This window comes from Rhodococcus sp. 05-339-2, from assembly GCF_002258965.1.
Taxonomy (GTDB): domain Bacteria; phylum Actinomycetota; class Actinomycetes; order Mycobacteriales; family Mycobacteriaceae; genus Rhodococcoides.
This window is the reverse complement of the sequence record NZ_NOYW01000016.1, coordinates 189104-207935: the sequence shown is the minus strand read 5'-3', so window position 1 is coordinate 207935 and position 18832 is coordinate 189104. Positions and strand designations below refer to the sequence as shown.

The window sequence follows — 18832 nt, the reverse complement described above, 5'->3', positions numbered from 1 at the left end:
TATGCGCCCAGGTTCGGGGTTGACTTCTGCGCGTCCGTGATATTGCTGTGCGCGGCGGGGCAGATCGTCCTATCTTCGGTAAGTATGTCGGGAATCTTCAGCGACGCCGCAGTCCTTCGTTCCGCCACCGCGCCGACCATCGGCGCGGACGACGAGGTGGATACGTCCGCGCACGAATCTCCCCCGCAGGAAAAAGTACCGCTGACCGCCGTCGAACCCGATGGACCACCTCGCGGCGGAATAGTCGTACTGCACGAGGCGCGTGAGGTGCCCGAGTCTCTGCTCGACCTACTCCGTGCACTGGCGTTGGAAGGTTGGCTCGCCGTCGCGCCGAACCTGTTCCATCGAGGCCACGGCGACGAGAAGGAAGTTTTCGGAGACGACCTCTTCGCGGACTTCGACGCCACCTCCGACTGGCTCGTCCAGCGCGGTGTCTACCCCGATTGTGTCGGGGTGATCGGGTTCGACGATGCAGGTACGGCAGCGTTGATCGTGGCCACCAGTCGTCCGGTCGGGGCGGCGGTCAGTGTTGCGGCAGCGGGCATCGTCGAGCCGCTCAACTCCGACGCGGTCGCGTTGGTCGAGGCCGCGCCCAAGCTGCAGGCCCCCTGGCTCGGTCTCTACGGCGAGGACGACCCCCACACCCCACCGGATCACATCGAAGCCCTTCGCGACGCCGCCACGCGTGCCTCAGTGGCCACGAACGTCGTCAGCTATTCGGGCTTGAAGCACCGAGCCGATCATCCCCGCGAACAACCCGGCAGTTCCGATCACAGCGACCCCGCAGCGGCCGCGCTCGTCGACGCCCAGACCCGAATCTTCGATTGGTTCGACAGCTTCATGCGCTGACGAGCAACAAGCAACTTCTACGCGAACGCCGCGCGAACCGGAGGCGTCGACCAGCCGTTTTGCCTTCTGGCCTTTGCCGTGTGTAATCTCTTTCCTCGGCGGTCCGAGAGGGCCGGCAGCCTAGGAGGCGTGCCAGAGCGGCCGAATGGGAGTCACTGCTAATGACTTGTCCTTTCACCGGGACCGGAGGTTCAAATCCTCTCGCCTCCGCCACGAACGGTAGATCGTTACCGTTCAGCTAGACCAGTTGGATAACTGAACATGCGCCCGTAGCTCAACGGATAGAGCACTTGACTACGGATCAAGAGGTTAGGGGTTCGAATCCCTTCGGGCGCACAGAAGAAGGAGCCCCGAACTGCAGCGATGCGGTTCGGGGCTTTTTCGATGCCCCTGCGAGTGCGCCCGGCTCAACACTTACTCAATGCATCGGTCGGATGTCGGCGCGAAAGCAGTGAGTTCATGGTGTCGAGCCGGACAGCCTCAGTCCCAGCATCGAACGGCGTGGCGGTGAAACGGTGGCGTCGTGACGATCGACGAGTGATGGCCGACGGACTCTGCCGCTGTTGTCGGGAGCTCGTCGACCAGGACCAGTGCGATTCGGCGTAGGTCAATGGTTTCAGAGTTCGGTGGCCAGGGACACGCTTGCCGCCCACGAAGCCAACAGGCTCAAATTGTCGGCAGTGGGCCCCTGTGCGGGCGCGGTGTACACGTTCAACTGCAGGCCGTAGTCGGTGGACAGATCCATTGACTCGAAGTCCAAGTCGAGCCGGCCCACCACCGGATGATTGACACGTTTGCTCCCGTATCCGTGTAGGCGCACGTCCCCAGAACCCCATTGGCTTCGAAACAGTTCACTACTTGCCGACAGTTCGTCGATCAGGGCTACGAGCTGCTCGTTGTGCGGATCGCGGCCGGCTTCCATCCGCAACATCGCGGCTGCATTCCGCGTGACGTGGTCGTAGTCGACGAAGAACGTCCGGGCTACATCGGGATTCGAGTACAAGAACCGTGCAGTGTTGGAGGGGCGGCGTGGGTCTGCCAACACCGGCGAATACAGGGCTCGGCCGAGCTGGTTCATGGCAAGCACGTCGTGGCGTCCGTTGCGAATCCATGCCGGAGCATCGGTGATGGCGTCGAGCACCTGTCGCAACGCCGGCCGCACAGTCGCCGTAGGTACGTGCCGCCGTCGACTGGTGGGTGTTCCTGATCGGCGCGCGAGGTGGAAAAGATGAGCTCGCTCTGCGTTGTCGAGTTGCAGAGCCGAGGCCAACGCGTCGAGCACGCCCTCTGAGGTTCCGAGAAGGGCACCGCGCTCCATACGAACGTAGTAATCGACCGACACTCCAGCAAGAAGTGCTACTTCTTCGCGTCGCAGACCTTTGACACGACGATGGTTGCCGGAAGCAGGAAGTCCCGCCATTTCGGGCGTGATGCGAGAGCGGCGAGACACCAGAAATTCTCGAATTTCCGTTCGCGCAGCACCCGTCAAGGTCATGTCTCCACCGTAGCCCGGCTCTTGGCTCGAGGGTGCGACAGACTCCGCGCAACAGGTCCGAGGCGAGCGCAAAGCCGAGGTGGTCTACGCGGTCGTCGCGATGCCGCCGTCGACGGGAATCACTGTGCCGGTGAGGTATGCGCCGGCCCGGCTGGCGAGAAACACGGCGATACCTGCCATATCATCGTCGCGGCCGATTCGGCGCAGTGGTGCTGCCGCCGCAATGGCCTCGCCGAGTTCCTCCAAGGTCGCCGCCATCATTGTCGAGGGGAACGGTCCCGGTGCCACTGCGTTCACTGTCACATGCTGGGGTCCTAGTTCTTTGGCAAGAACTCGGGTGAGGTGATGCAAGGCAGCCTTGCTGGTGGAGTACGAATAGTTGGGCCTGGCAGGGATGTGAATGCCGGCAATGCTGCCGATGTTGATGATCCGAGCGGGATCGTCGGCGGTACCCGCCGCACGAAGTGCGGGCAGCAGCGCTTGGACCAGCCAGAACGGTGACTTCAAATTGAGGTCGATGACCGAGTCCCAGGCTTCGTCCGGGAACGTGGCCAACGGCTCATCCCAGAGAGCACCTGCATTGTTGACAACGATGTCGAGGCGCTCCGAGTCTGCAGTCACCAGCTCGGACAGTCGCCGACATTCGTCGTGACGGGAAAGGTCGGCAGGAACAGCCCGCACGTTGCCGAATGTGGACAACTGCTCCTGCGCCCTGACGCACCCTTCTGCGTTGCGTGAGCTGACGACCACGTGGGCACCCGCCTGAAGGAGGCCACGCGCGATCATCATTCCGATGCCTCCGGTGCCCCCTGTGACTAGCGCGCGCTTTCCGCTGAGGTCGAAAAGCTCTGTGTGCGTAGCGAAGTTACTCTCTGTCATATGCGTCTTCCTTTCCGGGAGTGTGAAACGGTATAGGCGACGCGGCAGGTTGCCGGTACCGCTGCGCACCCGAACAACAAACTAAGCGGGCTGGCACGCGGCAACCAGACCCTGGCGATACGGGTATTGCCAGGCCCCCTTTGAATGGCGCGACCGCCACGGCGTGAGCACCGCCGAGAGTGTGGCCCGCAGCGGACGCGATGACATTCCCGGTACGGCAACATTGCTCGCTTTCGCGCGGTCGGTGCAGTACAACCTGGACAATAGAAACAAACCGGGCTGACGATCCGTGGACTTCTTCCGCTGTTGACGATGTCGCCGGCGCGCTGGCTGCCGCATTCACCGTCCGCCGCAGTAGTGGTCGCTAACCCTGGCGAGAGCGGACACGGTCGAGCGTCGCAAAGAACAGCTCGAACAACCCGTATGCAACGAGGCTGGCCAGAGCACCCCACCAGAAGTCGAGGTCGAAGACGTCGAAGGCGATCAACTGACATATCGCCAGGCATATGAAGAACACCCGCCACCGACGCTGCTTACGTCGAGCGGCCGGAGAGGGTCCCCGTTCCACATAGTCGACCGGGCGCATGGGGTCCAGTTCCACCACCTCACGTTCTCACAAGCCGATGTGTTCGTGTGCCGGACGGGCTCAACCCAGAACGACGTCGACGACGAGTGCGCCGGCGAAGATGAGCAGTAGAAGCCCCACTCCGAGTTCGAGATTGGCCAGTCCCCGCGGTCCGAGATTGCGAAATGCTTTGACGCCGAACAGGACCAGGATCGGCAGATAGACAATTCCGACGAGGACGTCGGCAGCACCCAGAATCCCGAGTTGCACGGCTACGGGCCACGAGGACGATCGGTCGACGAACTGCGGCAACACGGCGACGAAGAACAGGATCACTTTCGGGTTCGTCAGGTTGGTGAGGAAGGTGCTTCGGAAGGCGCGTCGACGGGCATGGAGATCGGATACCGGCCCGGTGCCGACGGTGAGCGGGCTTGCTCCTCGACGCCTCGTGCGGCCGCTCTCCGCCAGCGCGCGAATGCCGAGGTAGGCGAGATACGCGGCACCGAGGATTGCGAGAACGGTGAGGCTGCCGGGAAGCGCGACGATCAAGGCCGACAGCCCTACTGCACTGACGAGCATGTGCACGGTCAAACTGCACAGTGCACCGGCAGCTGCTGCCATCGCAACGAGCCGGCCACCGACGCTCGAACGCAGGATCATCACCGTGTCGGGTCCGGGCGAGATGTAGCTGGCCAACACCAACGACAAGAAGACGGCCCACTGCACACTCACGGGTGCTCGATCTCCTCTCGTTCGTCGGGTGAGAGAACACCCGGGAGTGCGTCGGGCCGCACAGCCCCTCGCGCAGCCTGGTGCATCACAGCACCGTTTGCAATACCGCGCTATGGGTACTGCTGACGTGGTCAAAAAACACGGCCATTCCAGCGGCGCGGACGTCATTTCGACGTCCCCGCGCACGTTCGCTTCGTCGAGCGTGAATCGCGTTCTCGAGAATTGCCCTCGCCCGAGCACATCGGACACGAGCAATCGACTCGACAACATCGTGAAGGGCAGGCCCGAGTGATCGGCGACGACATGTCGGATATCAAGGCAGTACCTCGTACCCGAGAACTTGCCAGCCATCGAGTTCGATACATCGATCACGGGCAGGGACCGGTCGTGGTGTTGGTCCACGGATTGATGGGATCTCTTCACGATTGGGATCCCCAGATCGCGGGTCTGTCGGACCGGTTTCGCGTCATCGCCGTCGACCTGCCGGGACACGGTGAGTCCGACAAACTTCCAGGTGACTACTCGCTCAGCGCACACGCCGCGACTGTCCGCGATCTGCTGACGGCACTCGACATCGAGTCGGTCACTGTCGTCGGACATTCGTACGGCGGAGGGGTCGCCATGCAGATGCTGTACCTCTTCCCCGGGATGGTGGACGGCATCTGCTTGATCGCCAGCGGAGGGCTGGGACAGGATGTCAATCCCGTTCTGCGGGCGGCGTCGTTACCGGGTAGCGGCATGGCGATTCCGTTCGCCGCTTCCACCGCGAGCAGAGCTGTCGTAGGCGGTGTCCTGGGAGTCCTGACGCGGTTACGGTTGTTCAGACTTGGGGCCGGTGACCGCCGAGCGTGGCGAAACTTCGCGTCGATGTCCGACCCTGCGACCCGCCGAGCTTTCCTGTCCACCGCACGATCGGTCATCGACTACCGCGGTCAAACCGTGAATGCCACAAGGCTTCTCGCCTCGTTCACCGATGCGCGTGCACTGCTGGTGTGGGGTGAGCGCGACGCCATCATTCCTCTCGCCCACGCACATGCAGTCCGCGACCACATGCCCGCAGGAACGGCGATCGAGGTGGTGCCGGGAGCCGGGCATTTCCCGCATCTGGACGAGCCGGATCACTTCGATTCGGTGTTCCGCACCTTCATGGACAAGCCGCGAACCGCTGAGTACCCCGCGGTGATGTGAACCGTGGGGTACTCGGGCCGAATGCCCTGCTGCGCAGCCTCTTCGGTCAGCTCTGTGCTCGTGCGGCCAGCTTGCCGGCGATTCCGGAGAGAATCTCGGTCGGCCGCTGCTGCTCGCCCTGCTGTGCGCCCAGAACGACGAGCGTCCCGGTGAGGATCGGCAGCGCCCACTGCAGGTACTGCAGCTGCTTCTGAGCAGCGGCGGCCTCCGGAGGTGTTCCTGCCATCGGCTCGGTTGCCGACTCGATCGAATGTCCCTGCGCCTCTGTTGTTTTGGCACCCAGCACGCCGCTGTACGCGGTTGCTGCCAGCGCAGCACCTGTCACGGCGATCTTGATGACGGTGTTGGCGGTGACGCCCTGCTGATGCCGAGCGCGACCACGGTTGGCCAGAAGGATCCCCGCGCCGCCGATGAGATGCGCGCCGATGGCTCCGGCATTGACCGGAGCCCATTTCGCCCAGCCCGAGGCGGCAACTCGTGCTCGGTCTCTCGGATCCTGCACTGCCGAGGATGCCCCGTTGACGCCGACGGCACCCATGAGCGAGCCCCCGAACCATGCAGCCGCGCCGAGGTCGTGCAGTGAACGGATGACGGTATTTCTGTTGGACATCGATGTCCCTTTCGGTTGAATGCACACAGTCGGAACACGACTTGTGCGGAATACGAAAGGAATTGGCGCTTTTTTCACCGGCTTCCCTGGTGTTCGGGTTACCCGTGCCGGGCGTTCCCACACCTGGGCCCCTCGGTCGGTCGGTGTGTGGTTCTACTGTCCGACGAGCGGACGGGGCGCACTGCTGCGTAGCTGAACGTGCAGCTAAAGATGCGCCCGTGTTGCTTCGTCGAGCACCGAAAGCGGAGTGCATTCGAGTGCTGCGTGCAATCGTCGACGGTAGCCCGCGGCATTGAGGCCGAAAGCAATCCAGATCTCCTCGTCTCCTGCGCCGCCGTAGGGAATCCAGCGAACGGCGAAGTCGATCAGTTCGTGGGCGTGAAACTCGTTCATGGTGGGCCTTGCCCCTGCGAGCGGCGAATGGCCTGCACCGTCATACAGATGTCGATACAGAGCGTGCCGTCGAGGAAGTGCGTGTGTGCGAAGCTTCGCAATGATGTGAGGGTTCGGGCGACGAAAGCTGTTGCGACGCCGTGACCCTACGTAGGGCGAAAGCGTCGTTCCCGGATCGGCTGGTGGTCTCAGCATTACCAGTCGACACCCGTCCGATGGTGTTGTCAACCGGGAGGGCCACATCCGATGGATGTGCCGTCTCACCGGTTGTCTTCGATCGGTCGCTAGACTCGAATCAGCCGTTCATGCGATTCAGGCGTACATCAGACCGATTCGAGGTTCCCCATGGCCCAGGACTCCGCCGACGACGGACGTACCGCCGCCGAGGCCGACGAACTCGACGACCTCCGGGACAGTTTGACCTCGTTGTCTCAGCTGGCCATGAACAGCCTGTCGTTGTCGCAGATGCTCACTCACATTGCCGAATTCGCTGTGAAGGCGATACCGGGTGCCGATGGTGCAGGCTTGACTCTCGAACACGGCGACCGGCGAGACACGATCGTGGCGACGGATGATTTCGTCGTAGAGGTCGACACGATCCAGTACGCGGTCGGTGAGGGTCCGTGCATCACGGCGGCTGCAGAGGGGCGCACCGTACGATCGGGCTCGCTCGGCGGTGACGTCCATTGGCCGCGTTTCGGCCCCAGGATCGGGCGTCTCGGAGTGCACAGCGCTCTGTCCTTGCCCCTGTTGTCGGGCGGAGGAACTCTGGGCGCGATCAATGTCTATGCCCGCGCCAAGGATGCATTCGACGATCGAGCGGTAGCTCTCGGTGAGCTGTTCGCGGTGCCCGCCGCTGTGTCGGTGGAGAACGCGCGAACTCTGTCCAATGCACTGCTGCTGTCGCACCAGCTCGAGAGAGCACTGACCAACCGAAAGGTGATCGACCATGCGATCGGCATCATTGTCAGTCGAAGTGGTTGCAGCAGTAGCGAGGCGTTCACCCGCCTTCGGGTGATGAGTCAGAAGGACGGCACCAAACTGACCGTGGTGGCGCAGTCGATCTTCGACGAGGCACAGCGCCGAGCACAGGCACGCCGCACCGGACAGTAACGGCAACCGACACAGATGTTTCACGACATTGCGTCCACCGGACCCGTTGGGGTGACGCGCTGCATGAGCGAACGGGCAGCTGCGACGACGATACTTCGGTCGTGTGTGTGCAGGAACTCGAATCGCCGTTCGCTGTCGTCTCCGGAGTCACCGAGATCCCTGGCAACGACGGCCGCGAAATAGTGTTGTCCCACCACCGCGATCGTCCATTGTCCGGTGAAGGGATCGCCGATTCGCAGACGTGTGCCGCGCACCCCCGGGGCCGGCTCGGGTGCCATCCCGACACCGAACGCGGCCACGAACGTGTTGCGGGCTGCCAGGTCGGCGTACCTTGCCGCGACGACGGAATCGAAGAACTCGGCGCTCTGGAAGGTCGCCAGGATGACCAGCGGTTCGTCGGCAAGCTGCGCATGTCGTTCGATCTGGCGAGTCAGAGCCGCCACTAACGGTTTTCGCCCGATCGAGGGCAGGGCATAGTCGAACACGTCCGACGGCAGGGCTGGGACTCGACCGGCAACCGAGCGCAGCGATTCGATTCGCGGACGCCGTGTTCCGGTCATGCGTCGGGTGGTGCCGGGTTCGGTGCACGGCAGCGGAGCCGGGCGGCCGAACATCCATCCCTGTCCGAGAACAGCGCCGTAGGCGAGGCCACGTTCGAGGTGGGCCTGCGTTTCGATACCCTCGGCCAGAATCATCGCGCCGGTCGATTCCACGTGCGCGCTGATCGCGGCAATGACACGGGCTCGCTCCGGATTCGGATCATGCTGTACGAGTGCGCGATCGAGCTTGATGATCTCGGGCGCGATGAACTCGAGCAGAGCCAATGAATCGGGGTGGCAGCCAACATCGTCGATCGCGATGCGGCACCCGTCGCGCCGGGCTCGGTCCACCATGCGCAGCAGGCTCGCCGGGTCCGAGAGCAGTGAGCGCTCGGTCAGTTCGAGCACGATGTCGAGATGCTCGGCAGCGGCACGAATGCGGGCATGAGCGTGATCGAACACGACCCCTGCGGTGTCGGGTTCGACATTGAGAAACAGAGTGTGTGCTCGCGGCAGTTGTGCCTCGAGTGCGCCGTCCACAGCGGCGGCGCGGCAGGCCCAGTCGAACTGCACCAGTTCGCCGCAATCGGCCGCGGCCGCGAACACCTCGGTTGGGTCGACGGCGGGATGGAGCGGCCACCGAGCGAGGGCCTCGTACCCGACCACCATGCCGGAGTCGAGGTCCACGATCGGTTGATACATCGGACGAACCGAATGCGGATCGTTCAGAATCGATGCTATGTCGGTCGTGCTGCGGGCGGACGGTCGGTCGGAGTCGTCCGCCACGTGCAGTGTTCCTCGACCGCGGTGGCTTGTCCGTTCGCCCCGATTGTCGTGGGTGGTGACACCATTCGATTTTGCGCCTCGGGCGGAGTCGAATAGAGCACTCTGGCGTCGGCTGTAGAGATCGGCGTCGGCTGCCTGGATGGCGGCACACAGAGACGTTGCGTAGTCGACGAGAGCGATTCCGCAGCTGATGGACCCGGTCCCCCTGGCGCGCAACGCGGACTCGACCGCCTCGAGATCGTGGCGCACCGCCTCCTCGTCGACGTCGAGAAGGGAAAAGACGAACTCGTCACCGCCGAAGCGGACGAGCACTGCGTCGCGATGAAGATGGCCACGGACGATGGCGGCGACGTTGCGCAGCATGTCGTCACCTGCCGCATGCCCACGGCTGTCGTTGACAGCCTTCAGCCCGTCGATGTCGAGAAATCCGATCACCATTTGCCGCCCGTCCCGTCGCGCCCGTTCGAAGTCACGTTGGAGTGCGACTGTGCCCGCGTCCCGACGGTAGGTGCCGGTCAGACCGTCGATGGCCGATCGTCTTCGGTCCTGTGCGGCGGCGAGACGGTCGGCTCGCGCTGCCGCGCGGTCCTCAGCCGCACGCCTGCGGTCTTCGGCCGCCGTGATCTGCTCGTCGTTTCGGTCGCGTTCTTCGGCGAATCGGTCTGCGCTACCGGCGTTTTCATCACGCGTGGCCGCTCGGCGGTCGCGTCGATCAGCATCGGTGGTCCAGCTTTCCGGGGCTTGTTCGGATTCTGGAGGGATATCGGCGGGCGACACGACAGGCGAAGACTCGGACATTGTGGGCCGCGCGATCAGGTGTTCGACCGGGATTGTTCCCGGCGAGTCAGTCGGCCGGCCAGAACATCGACCGGCGTGTTCGTCTCCTGCGATATCGCCGACAGCATGTCGAACGCGTGCTCGGGCTCGGTGGCGTACCGCTCCATGATCATCCCCTTCGCCTGCCCGATGGGGTCGAGGTTAAGGCGCAGGATCGATCGAATTGCCGTGTAGCGCAACGCTGTAGCGGTGAACGAGGGGAATCGGCTGTCGCTTCGTACGTCACGTACGAGCACGGTTTCGTTGTCACGGATCGATCGAAGGGACGGCCCGTCGTCGACGTCACGCTGAATGTCGTCCACCGCCGCCGCCAGTGGGTCGGTCGGGGCGTCGAAGCGCGTCCGGCCACGTCCGAGGAGCGTTGTTGTCGACGCGGCTTCGGCACCGGGAACGATTCGAAGTGCTGCCGAGGAGATTGCACTGAGCGTGTGCTCGACGCTGCTGTGGTGCGCATTGAGCTCACGCGCGACGTTCGCCAGTGCACGGACATCGGGCTCTCCGGTGAAGCGGTGGACGCGCTGGGCGTCGGTGGGTGACGCGAGTGACTCGCGACCCGCGGACGGCTCGGTGTTTCGGCAGAAGTTTGCATGTCGGCAGGAATGGGCTTGTGTTGCAACGAGATCAGTCATCGTTGGTGCTCCGCCCTTCGGGCTGCCGATGGGCGGCGCAGGTACCTCGCGCGCGCGGACGATCGGTTCCGAGGTCGTGAAGCGCGGTCTCTGCCGCGCGTATCGTTCTGTCCGGGCGACGAAGATCTCTGTCGGCTTCGCGGCCACGTAGGCGTCGGAGTCGATCCCGGGTCGGCTGTTTTCTCAGCAGTGCCCATCTGATAACAGCTGCACTGGTTTGTCAACCGGGCGCAAGGGCCGTGCCCACCGAGTCTCGGGTGGGCGTAGGGTCCAATCAGTTGGCGAACTTGGGGTGGGTCCCGACCCATCGTTGGCAACCAACGGGCACAGCGCTGACGAGGCATGTGCAGACGGGAACCACGAATCGGCGCTCGGGCCGCCCAGGCGTACCCATGGACACCCAATCGACGTTGATCGACGCTCTCGAATCCTTGACGGGCCGCATCGCCGACCCCGCAGTCGACTTGAGTCGGCTTCTGGCCGATCTGGTCGGCGTGGCGGTGGTTTCGATCGAATCCCTGATATCGGCCACCTTGACCATCACCATCGAGGAGTACCCGTTCACCCTGATGTCCGCCGTGGCGGACAACACTGCACGGGTGCAGACATCGGTGTCGATACCTCTCGGGATGGACATGGAACGAGCGGCGAGTTCCGAGCTCGTCATGCTCGCCGGAACCCGAGGATCGTTCGAGGGCTTGGCCGCCGACGCCGGCGTTCTTCTGCACCTCGATCCGGCCGCCGTCGAACTGGATGCCCATCTGTCGGGCGCGCTCGATATCGGAGCCACGGAACCGCTGTGGTTCATCGACCGGGCCCGGGGAGTGTTGCTTGCCAGGGGTGCGGTCGACGCCGACATCGAGTTACGACGCCGATCCACACGTGACCGCTGCAGTCTGACGGAGTCGGCGCAGCATGTAATGGCGGAGGCGTGCAGACCCACCGGCCCCGGAGGGTAGCTGTCGGGGTTCTCAGTCCGACGTGTCGCTTCGGGTTCCGGCGACGTTCGACAATACCGTCCGAGGATCCAACGTTCGTTGGACCAGGCCGTCGGCCACCTGCGACAGCGGTACGGCGTGATCGCGGGCGTAGCGCCGCAGCACACCGAATGCTTGATCCATGTCCAGTGCACCCACGTGCGACAGAAGTCCCTTCGCCTGCTCGAGCCTGGCCCTACTTCGCAAGGTGTTCGACAGTCGTGCTCCGATCGCGGCCGGGTCGGGCGGCACCGATCCGTGCACGAGCGCGATGCTGGCCACGTGGGCGAGAGCCTGAGCCAACTCGAGGTCGTCGTGATCGAGTGCGCCCGACCGTGATCCGAACAGGCCCAGGGTGCCAAGCACATTCGTCCGCAATCGCATGGGAACGGCGTGAACCGCGGCGAAACCGGCCGAGGTGGCAACCTCGACGAACTGAGGCCATGTCGTCCGCCGTTCCTCCAGATCGGCGACGCTGACGGGTTGTCCGCTGTGGAAGCAGTCCAGGCACGGGCCCTGCTCGCGTTGAAGTTGGAACACCTCCAACAGTCGAGTCGCTTCCGAGGATGCTGCCACCACGTGCAACACACCCCGTTCGTCGGCCAGGAGCAATCCTGCCGAGGCGATATCGAGGAGCTCGGCGCACTCGGTGGTCAGTCCACTGAGCAGCTCGATCACATCGAAGTCACCCACCAGGCCGTTGGCCAATCGCACGAAGGCTTCGGTGACGCCGTGCTCGCGGTCGATGTTCATCAGATACTTCCCGAGTCGGACCCAGAGGTGGGTGTGTCGTCGGAGTCGAGTACGAGCCGACGTTCGATGATGTCCCAGGCGACTTCGCTTGCCGTCTGGCCGCTGGTGTAGGCATGCGCACGCAGCCGGGCGAGAGCTTCGACGGAGTCGAGATCGAGTTGACCCATCAGAATGCCGGTGGCCTGGTACACCTCGACGCGTTCGAGAGATGCGAGTTGATCCCAGCCGTCGCCGCCCTCGCCTGCCGCTTCCCAATCGAGATCCGAGTTCATCAGATCCAGCAGAGGTAGCGCGGCGAGTTCGGCCGCCCACATGCCCGCACTCAAGTCGGTGTTCGACAGTGGTCCTGGAGTCGAGGAGAAGAGGTCGAGAACCCCGATGTGCACTGCGGCAATTGCCGTGGGCAGTGCGAAGACGGCTTGAATTCCGGCGTCGAGAACGGCGGGAGTGAATGCAGGCCAACGCCGTTCGGTGGGATCGGCCAGATCGGGCACCAGAATGGGTGCCCCGGTGGCCACTGCGTCCAAACACGGTCCCTCACCGAACGTGAACTGAAACTCGTCGAGCCGTCTACTGAATGCGCCACTGGACCCGAAGGTCCCGCGGCTCACACCGTCGTGAATCACCGAGATCGCTGCACCGTCGACCGGCAGGAGTTCGACACACGCCACGCACAGTCGATCAGCGGCCGACAGTCCACCACCGACTCCTGCCATCGCCGACGCCAATTGCTCGCGAAGACGCGATTGCGCCGTCACAACCCGGCCGAAGAAACACTGCAGAACGCTCTCATGAAGTCCGAGCCTAGTCCTCTGACGGACCCCGTGCCCTCGGCTCGGGGATCGTGACGGCTGCATCGAAAGCGAAGTGCCCATCTCGACGTCGTCTGCCATCATGACGTCGTGAAGATCATCTCGATCAATGCATGGGGCGGCGCCATGTACGACGAACTCGTGGGATGGCTGAAATCCGTTGATGCCGAGGTTATTTGCCTTCAGGAAGTCACGCGTACTCCGCATCGGTCGGGATGGGCGACGTTCGCCGACGGTGAGCGCACACTGCCGCAGCGGCTCAACCTGTTCGACGACGTGTCGGCCGCGCTCCCCGGGTACACGCCGTATTTCGTCGCCAACGACACCGGACCTGTCACCGACGGTGAGGGCGTCGAATTGCGTCAGGACTTCGGGATCGCGACCTGGGTGCGTGACGACGTACCCGTCGTAGGGCTCGACGCGCGGTTCGTCCATTCCCGGTTCGTCGATCACGCCGAGTGGAGCGTGACCGATCGCCCACGAGCTGCTCTGACGGTCACCGTTCGGGATCGCGTCGCAGGTAAGTCCGTATCCGTCATCCAATGTCACGGTCTGCGCGATCCAGCAGGTAAGGGCGACAGTCCCATTCGGCTGGAGCAGGCCAGGAAGTTGGCGGAGATGGTCGAGCATGTTCGTCCGTCGGTTGACGTCGTTGTGCTCTGCGGCGATCTGAACCTGCTGCCGACCAGCGAGACGTTCGCACTGCTGGCCGAACATGGGATGGCCGACCTCGTGGGAGACGCCGACACTCGAACATCCATCTACACCAAAGCAATTCGCAGTGCCAGCTACGTGTTGGTGTCGTCACCGACCGCCGTACGAAGCTTCGAGATCGTCGCCGCGCCGGAAGTGTCCGATCACCGGGCTCTGGTGCTGGAACTTTTTTGATCCTTGTCTGCTGTGCCGACAGCTGTTCGATCCGACCCCGCGGGCGTCTGCGCACTGCGTTCGGCAGCACCGCGTAAAGCGTTCGAGATCGCGTACATAGCCGGGGTGTACTGGCGTCGCGCGAGTGAGGCGATGTAGATGACCCGGGTCGGAACACGATCGGTGTCGAGGAAAGCGATGGTGGTGACGTCGGGTCGGTGGTGGACCACCGACAGTCGGGGGACCATGGCGATGCCGACGCCTGCGGCCACCATGGCCTCGATTTCCTGGTAGTCGTGGGCTTCGTACACGACGTCGGGCTCGAATCCTGCTACGCGGCAACTGCGATAGAGAACCTCCGCTGCCGGGTGGTCGTTGCTCCGAATGATCCACCGCGCGCCTCGGAGGTCGTGCAAGGACACATCCCGTCCCCGGCGATCGTCGTCTATCGGAAGCAGCAGCACGGTCTGGTCTTCCATCAGTGGCTCGAGTGACAGCGATCGTTCTGCCTCTTCCGTCCAGGCGTAGCTCCACAGCAGTGCCAGGTCGATCTCGCTCGAATGGAGCATGTCCAGCAATTGCGGTCGAACGGCCGACCGAACACGAACGTCCACCCCCGGCCATCGCGAGTGATAGTCCTTCAACGCGTCGGAGAGCAGCGACGCACTGACCGTGGGAAACGAGCCGAGCCGGACCGAACCGCGTTCGAGGCCCCGGATCGCTTCCAGGTCGCCGCTCGCGGCACGCATCTCGCGGCGAAACAGGCGGGCCCGGCTGGTCAGGATCTCGCCGGCCTCGGTGAGCTGTACGCCGCGCGGGAGGCGAGTGAGGACCGGCTGTTTGATGCCGTGTTCGAGTTTGCTGATGCGTTGGGACGCTGCCGAGGGAGTCATGTTCGCTCGCTCGGCACCTGCGGTCAGGGAGCCGGCCTCGGCGATGTCGAGCAGAAGGAACAACGTCACGACGTCGAACGTGTGGTTCATGCGCACATCTTTCAGCTCAGCTAAACGACCGGGTAGCAAAACGATATTGTCCTAAAAGTGTCGCGTCAATAATGTGACAGGGACAACGTTCGAGTGCGGATGTAACCGAGCACTTACCCAGCCACCCGAAAGACGCCCATGACTTCCATCGAGATCCTCCCGCTCATCGCGTTGGTTGCGATGTTCGTGATCGCAACCTTCTTTCCGATCAATATCGGCATCCTCGGATTCATCGGTGCCTTCGTGGTCGGATACTTCGCGCTGGGATTCGACGACAAGGAAATCTTGAACGAGTTCCCCAGCTCGATCGTGTTGACCATCGTCGGCGTCACCTACTTCTTCGGCATGGCCAAACGCAACGGCACCATCGATCTGCTGGTGAACAGTTGCATCAGGGCGGTGCACGGTCGGGTGACGGTGGTGCCCTGGGTGTTCTTCTTCGTCGCCTCGGTCTTGACCGCGCTCGGCACATTCAGCCCTGCTGCAGTCGCGCTCATCGTGCCCGCTGCCATGGCGTTCGCAGCACGAACAGGCATGAGCCCGCTGGTCATGGGCATCATGGTGATCAACGGTGCGCACGCTGGCGCGTTCTCCCCTATCTCCGTTTCCGGCGTTCTGGTTCGTGACATCGTCGAGAACAACGGCCTCGCGCTCAACCCGTGGACGCTGTTCTTCGCCAGCTACGGCATCAACCTGCTGCTCTCGGTGCTGACGGTCGTCGGCTACGCAGCACTGGCCCGCATGAAGGGCTTCGAGTACACCGCGACAGGCTCCACCGACCCCGCGCCCGGCAGTGGCCCGGTGGGCGGATCACCGGTCAAGACGTCCGTCCCCAAAGGCGGTAGCACCGGAAGCACCGGCGGTGGCAGCACGGCAGGCGGCAGCACTGCGGTACTCACTCGTCCGACGACAACCACGCTGGTCGACGCGCCGGCCCCGGTCACGTTCGTGCAGAAGCTCACGCTGTTCCTCATCGGCGCACTCCTGGTGCTCGTTCTCGTCCTGCACCTGCCGATCAGCTTCATCGCCATCGGAGCCGGAGCAGTCCTGGCGTTCACGGATCTGAAGAAGCAGAACGAAGCCATCGCAGACATCAGCTGGTCGACGGTTCTGCTGGTCGCGGGCATGGTCACCTACATCTCGATCCTGCAGGAAGTCGGCACCATCGATCATCTCGCCGAAATGGCGATCACCATCGGCGCTCCGATCATCGTCGCCATCGTGCTCTGCTACGTCATCGGCATCACCTCGGCATTCGCGTCCTCCACCGCCCTGCTGGCCGCGGTCATTCCACTGGCCATGCCCTTGCTCGGAACCGGTGCACTGCCGGTCGTCGGTGTCGTCGCTGCTCTGGCCATCTCGGCCACCGTCGTCGACGTCTCGCCCTTCTCGACCAACGGTGCGCTCGTGCTGGCCAACGCGCAGAACATCGAACGCCCACGCTTCTATCGCCAGCTGCTGCTCAATGCCGGAGTCGTCGTGGCCATCGCGCCGGCTCTGTGCTGGCTGATCCTGGTTGTCGTCCCCGCCCTGTTCTGAACCGGTACCAGTGCGTTAAGCGTTGCTGCACGGCATGAACATATTTCGTAATTGTGCTTGATCATCCTCTGGCCCAGGGTGGAAGCATCGGATCCTGATCGGAAGGCACAGCAGATGTTCACTCTTCGTGGAACCTGGATGCGTGGGGGGACCAGCAAGTGCTGGTTGTTCAACGCGGTCGATATCGACCCGTACGTCGCCGAGGCCGGCGGGCTCGACAACATCCTCACTGCCGCGTTCGGGTCCGGCGATCCACGGCAACTCGACGGAGTGGGTGGGGGCAGTTCGACGACCTCCAAGGCCGCGATCGTGCGTCGCTCCAGCGCTCCGGGTATCGACGTCGATTACCTCTTCGCTCAGGTCGCCATCGAGAACCGCACGGTCGAGTGGGGCAGCAACTGCGGAAACTGTGCGACGGCGATCGGGCTGTACGCCGTGCAGACCGGTCTCGTCGCCGTCGACGATCGCGTCACCGTCGTGCGCATGCGCAACGAGAACACCGGTGCAATTCTCACCGCGGAGATCTCGACCCCGGGCGGACGCATTCCTGCCGAAGGCGGCGCCGCTGTCCCCGGAACCACGGCCCTCGGTGTGCCGGTGGGGCTCACCTTCACCGACCCTGCCCCTGACCGACCGACGATGCTTCCCACCGGCGCAGAGATCGATCGAGTTACGCTCGGCGACTGTGAGTTCCGAGGAACATTCGTTCGTGCCGGTGCACCCGCCGCGTTCTTCGATGCCGCCGATTTCGGGCTGGACGGTTCGGAAAGCAACGATGTCGTCGCCGCGCACGTCCCCACACTAATTGCGCTGCGTAGGCTGGCAGCGCTGAGAATGGGACTCAGCAAGCCCGAAGAGCCTGTCTCGCATGCCGTTCCGAAGGTCGGAATCATCGGACCTCCCGTGGACTACACCACGACCACCGGTGAGCGCGTCGCCGCTGCGGACTACGACATCTCGGTGCGCATGCTCTCCATGATGGCACCGCACCCGGCGATAGGACTGACGTCGGCGGTGGCTGTTGCAGCGGCCGCCACGGTCACGGGTGGTGTGGTCATTGCCAACGCCCGCATCGGCTGGCCCGGATCGCTCCGCATCGGCACAGCGGCAGGTGTGCTGGACGTCGACTACGTCACGGATCGGGACGGATTTCTGCTATCGGTCACTCTTCATCGAGCGGTGCGTCGTATCGCCACCGCCGATCTGTTCGTCGTGCCCATGCCCACTCTCGTCGGTGCGCACTAGGCCTGAGCGACATCGCTTCTCAGAATCGGGCGGCGACGTCCTCGAACATCTTCAGTAGCACGGTCGCACTCGGCGAGAGCTTCTGTTCCGCCAAGTGGGCCAGCAAGATTCGACGCGACGGTGCGCCCGTCAACGGGACCAATCGCACATCGTCTCGAATATTGGACAGCGCCATCCGGGGTGCGAACGAGACGCCGAGGTCCACCGCCACCATGGCCTGAGCCTCCTGATAGTCGTTCGCTGCGAACGACACCGACGGCGAGAACCCGGCAGCATGGCATGCCCGTTCGAGCGCTGCACCCACCGGATGAGTGTCCTCTCTGGTGATCCACTGCTCGTGTTCCAGCTCGTTCATGTGGATCGAACTACGCTCGGCAAGATGATGATTGACGGATACGACGAGCATGGGCGGGTCGATCATGAGTTGGTGCACCGTCAGGTCCGAGTCGGTGATTCTGGCCCACTCGTAGTCCCAGAGTAGGGACAGCTCCACCTCACGGGTGTCGAGCATCCCCCGGAGCCCGGCGAATCGCGAGCTGCGCACCGTCAGTGCCACCGCAGGATGACGAGATTTGAACAGCTTCACCACGGGCGGTAGCAGACTGGCCCCTGCGGTGGGGAAGGTTCCTATTCGCAGCGTCCCGGCGCGCAGGCCGGAGAGGTCTTCGAGTTCGTTTCGTGCAGCGAGCAATTGCGTCTCGATTCGTTCTGCATGACGCACCAGAACCTCACCCGCCTCGGTCAGTCGAACTCCCCTGGCGTGGCGCTCGAGCAGTGGTTGCCCGGCTTCGATCTCGAGCTTGCTCAGCTGCTGCGAGACCGCAGATGTGGTGAAGCTCAACCGAGTTGCGGCCGCCGTGATGGATCCGGTTCGCACGACCTCCACCAGAAGCAGCAGGCGTCGGGTGTCGAACATGATCGAACCACCTTTAAGTGAAAGTTAAGGGATCTCGACTTTTTCGTAATTGTACTCGACGGCTGTGTGATGCAGGCTATGTACAGCAAACGCACGAGAGCTGCGTCACATGACCGCATGGCTCC

Annotated in this window: 20 protein-coding genes and 2 tRNA genes; 9 read left to right on the top strand and 13 right to left on the bottom strand. The window is 63.5% G+C overall.

What is annotated here, in order from left to right:
* Nucleotides 1-84 precede the first annotated feature (84 nt).
* The 3 genes from CH273_RS14595 to CH273_RS14585 all read left to right on the top strand — a co-directional run bounded on the left by CH273_RS14595 (nt 85) and on the right by CH273_RS14585 (nt 1185).
* Nucleotides 85-849 carry a dienelactone hydrolase family protein gene (locus tag CH273_RS14595; RefSeq protein WP_032395509.1) on the top strand — a complete coding sequence of 255 codons (765 nt, stop codon included), beginning with the start codon at nt 85-87 and terminating at the stop codon, nt 847-849.
* A gap of 123 nt (nt 850-972) precedes the next feature.
* A tRNA-Ser gene (locus CH273_RS14590) sits at nt 973-1062 on the top strand.
* 50 nt (nt 1063-1112) lie between these two features.
* Nucleotides 1113-1185: transfer RNA gene (locus tag CH273_RS14585), tRNA-Arg, on the top strand.
* A gap of 280 nt (nt 1186-1465) precedes the next feature.
* Here CH273_RS14585 and CH273_RS14580 read toward each other — a convergent pair.
* The 4 genes from CH273_RS14580 to CH273_RS27725 all read right to left on the bottom strand — a co-directional run bounded on the left by CH273_RS14580 (nt 1466) and on the right by CH273_RS27725 (nt 4520).
* The gene (locus CH273_RS14580; RefSeq protein ID WP_032395508.1) at nt 1466-2344 is read right to left on the bottom strand and encodes a helix-turn-helix transcriptional regulator; all 879 of its coding nucleotides are present in this window, start codon (nt 2342-2344) and stop codon (nt 1466-1468) included.
* An 84-nt stretch (nt 2345-2428) separates the two neighbouring features.
* Nucleotides 2429-3223 carry an SDR family oxidoreductase gene (locus CH273_RS14575; RefSeq protein WP_032395507.1) on the bottom strand — a complete coding sequence of 265 codons (795 nt, stop codon included), beginning with the start codon at nt 3221-3223 and terminating at the stop codon, nt 2429-2431.
* Nucleotides 3224-3587: 364 nt separating this feature from the next.
* Nucleotides 3588-3824, bottom strand: coding sequence for a hypothetical protein (locus CH273_RS27405; RefSeq protein WP_143546240.1), 237 nt, complete (start codon nt 3822-3824; stop codon nt 3588-3590).
* Between the two features lie 45 nt (nt 3825-3869).
* Nucleotides 3870-4520, bottom strand: a complete 651-nt coding sequence (locus tag CH273_RS27725) for a LysE family translocator (protein ID WP_032395506.1) — start codon at nt 4518-4520, stop codon at nt 3870-3872.
* Nucleotides 4521-4808: 288 nt separating this feature from the next.
* On the opposite strand from CH273_RS27725, the gene CH273_RS14565 reads away from it, so the two are divergent.
* Complete coding sequence (locus CH273_RS14565; RefSeq protein WP_230596777.1) at nt 4809-5708, top strand: alpha/beta fold hydrolase; 900 nt, start codon at nt 4809-4811, stop codon at nt 5706-5708.
* Between the two features lie 46 nt (nt 5709-5754).
* On the opposite strand, the gene CH273_RS14560 is transcribed toward CH273_RS14565, so the two are convergent.
* Complete coding sequence (locus CH273_RS14560) at nt 5755-6318, bottom strand: hypothetical protein (protein WP_032395504.1); 564 nt, start codon at nt 6316-6318, stop codon at nt 5755-5757.
* Nucleotides 6319-6522: 204 nt separating this feature from the next.
* Nucleotides 6523-6711 carry a hypothetical protein gene (locus CH273_RS14555; protein ID WP_032395503.1) on the bottom strand — a complete coding sequence of 63 codons (189 nt, stop codon included), beginning with the start codon at nt 6709-6711 and terminating at the stop codon, nt 6523-6525.
* A gap of 345 nt (nt 6712-7056) precedes the next feature.
* Here CH273_RS14555 and CH273_RS14550 point away from each other — a divergent pair, with 345 nt between their 5' ends.
* Nucleotides 7057-7824, top strand: a complete 768-nt coding sequence (locus CH273_RS14550) for a GAF and ANTAR domain-containing protein (protein ID WP_032395502.1) — start codon at nt 7057-7059, stop codon at nt 7822-7824.
* 20 nt (nt 7825-7844) lie between these two features.
* Here CH273_RS14550 and CH273_RS14545 read toward each other — a convergent pair whose 3' ends face one another.
* The 3 genes from CH273_RS14545 to CH273_RS14540 form a co-directional block, all read right to left on the bottom strand.
* Nucleotides 7845-9668 (bottom strand): EAL domain-containing protein, encoded by a 1824-nt coding sequence (locus CH273_RS14545; RefSeq protein ID WP_230596794.1) that lies wholly within the window; start codon nt 9666-9668, stop codon nt 7845-7847.
* Nucleotides 9665-9868, bottom strand: a complete 204-nt coding sequence (locus CH273_RS28190) for a hypothetical protein (protein ID WP_230596798.1) — start codon at nt 9866-9868, stop codon at nt 9665-9667. The genes CH273_RS14545 and CH273_RS28190 overlap by 4 nt, the downstream gene beginning before the upstream one ends.
* Nucleotides 9869-9961: 93 nt before the next feature.
* Nucleotides 9962-10615 carry an ANTAR domain-containing protein gene (locus tag CH273_RS14540; protein WP_143546239.1) on the bottom strand — a complete coding sequence of 218 codons (654 nt, stop codon included), beginning with the start codon at nt 10613-10615 and terminating at the stop codon, nt 9962-9964.
* A 392-nt stretch (nt 10616-11007) separates the two neighbouring features.
* Between CH273_RS14540 and CH273_RS14535 the strand changes: the two genes are divergently transcribed.
* Nucleotides 11008-11574: a hypothetical protein gene (locus CH273_RS14535; protein WP_032395500.1), complete on the top strand. Its 567-nt coding sequence runs from the start codon at nt 11008-11010 to the stop codon at nt 11572-11574.
* Between the two features lie 12 nt (nt 11575-11586).
* Here the strand turns inward: CH273_RS14535 and CH273_RS14530 are convergent, their stop codons facing one another.
* Nucleotides 11587-12345: a GAF and ANTAR domain-containing protein gene (locus tag CH273_RS14530; RefSeq protein WP_032395499.1), complete on the bottom strand. Its 759-nt coding sequence runs from the start codon at nt 12343-12345 to the stop codon at nt 11587-11589.
* Nucleotides 12345-13103 (bottom strand): GAF and ANTAR domain-containing protein, encoded by a 759-nt coding sequence (locus CH273_RS14525; RefSeq protein ID WP_230596775.1) that lies wholly within the window; start codon nt 13101-13103, stop codon nt 12345-12347. The genes CH273_RS14530 and CH273_RS14525 overlap by 1 nt, the downstream gene beginning before the upstream one ends.
* A gap of 144 nt (nt 13104-13247) precedes the next feature.
* On the opposite strand from CH273_RS14525, the gene CH273_RS14520 reads away from it, so the two are divergent.
* Nucleotides 13248-14045, top strand: a complete 798-nt coding sequence (locus CH273_RS14520; protein ID WP_032395498.1) for an endonuclease/exonuclease/phosphatase family protein — start codon at nt 13248-13250, stop codon at nt 14043-14045.
* On the opposite strand, the gene CH273_RS14515 is transcribed toward CH273_RS14520, so the two are convergent.
* Nucleotides 14015-15007, bottom strand: coding sequence for a LysR family transcriptional regulator (locus CH273_RS14515; RefSeq protein ID WP_032395634.1), 993 nt, complete (start codon nt 15005-15007; stop codon nt 14015-14017). The two genes, CH273_RS14520 and CH273_RS14515, sit on opposite strands and share 31 nt — an antisense overlap.
* Nucleotides 15008-15145: 138 nt before the next feature.
* Between CH273_RS14515 and CH273_RS14510 the strand changes: the two genes are divergently transcribed.
* Both CH273_RS14510 and CH273_RS14505 read left to right on the top strand, forming a co-directional pair.
* Nucleotides 15146-16546, top strand: coding sequence for an SLC13 family permease (locus tag CH273_RS14510; protein WP_032395497.1), 1401 nt, complete (start codon nt 15146-15148; stop codon nt 16544-16546).
* Between the two features lie 114 nt (nt 16547-16660).
* A complete protein-coding gene (locus tag CH273_RS14505; protein ID WP_032395633.1) occupies nt 16661-17791 on the top strand; it encodes a PrpF domain-containing protein in 1131 nt (376 codons plus the stop codon).
* A gap of 19 nt (nt 17792-17810) precedes the next feature.
* Here the strand turns inward: CH273_RS14505 and CH273_RS14500 are convergent, their stop codons facing one another.
* Complete coding sequence (locus CH273_RS14500) at nt 17811-18707, bottom strand: LysR family transcriptional regulator (protein ID WP_032395496.1); 897 nt, start codon at nt 18705-18707, stop codon at nt 17811-17813.
* Nucleotides 18708-18832: the final 125 nt, after the last annotated feature.

What these genes read in the sequence shown, in the direction of transcription:
- CH273_RS14505 (WP_032395633.1), top strand. Translation starts at nt 16,661, where the DNA reads ATGTTCACTCTTCGTGGAACCTGGATGCGTGGGGGGACCAGCAAGTGC.
- CH273_RS14560 (WP_032395504.1), bottom strand. Translation starts at nt 6,318, where the DNA reads ATGTCCAACAGAAATACCGTCATCCGTTCACTGCACGACCTCGGCGCG.
- CH273_RS14515 (WP_032395634.1), bottom strand. Translation starts at nt 15,007, where the DNA reads ATGAACCACACGTTCGACGTCGTGACGTTGTTCCTTCTGCTCGACATC.
- CH273_RS14555 (WP_032395503.1), bottom strand. Translation starts at nt 6,711, where the DNA reads ATGAACGAGTTTCACGCCCACGAACTGATCGACTTCGCCGTTCGCTGG.
- CH273_RS14510 (WP_032395497.1), top strand. Translation starts at nt 15,146, where the DNA reads ATGACTTCCATCGAGATCCTCCCGCTCATCGCGTTGGTTGCGATGTTC.
- CH273_RS14550 (WP_032395502.1), top strand. Translation starts at nt 7,057, where the DNA reads ATGGCCCAGGACTCCGCCGACGACGGACGTACCGCCGCCGAGGCCGAC.
- CH273_RS14540 (WP_143546239.1), bottom strand. Translation starts at nt 10,615, where the DNA reads ATGACTGATCTCGTTGCAACACAAGCCCATTCCTGCCGACATGCAAAC.
- CH273_RS14580 (WP_032395508.1), bottom strand. Translation starts at nt 2,344, where the DNA reads ATGACCTTGACGGGTGCTGCGCGAACGGAAATTCGAGAATTTCTGGTG.
- CH273_RS14500 (WP_032395496.1), bottom strand. Translation starts at nt 18,707, where the DNA reads ATGTTCGACACCCGACGCCTGCTGCTTCTGGTGGAGGTCGTGCGAACC.
- CH273_RS14595 (WP_032395509.1), top strand. Translation starts at nt 85, where the DNA reads ATGTCGGGAATCTTCAGCGACGCCGCAGTCCTTCGTTCCGCCACCGCG.
- CH273_RS28190 (WP_230596798.1), bottom strand. Translation starts at nt 9,868, where the DNA reads ATGCTGATCGACGCGACCGCCGAGCGGCCACGCGTGATGAAAACGCCG.
- CH273_RS14575 (WP_032395507.1), bottom strand. Translation starts at nt 3,223, where the DNA reads ATGACAGAGAGTAACTTCGCTACGCACACAGAGCTTTTCGACCTCAGC.
- CH273_RS14530 (WP_032395499.1), bottom strand. Translation starts at nt 12,345, where the DNA reads ATGAACATCGACCGCGAGCACGGCGTCACCGAAGCCTTCGTGCGATTG.
- CH273_RS14535 (WP_032395500.1), top strand. Translation starts at nt 11,008, where the DNA reads ATGGACACCCAATCGACGTTGATCGACGCTCTCGAATCCTTGACGGGC.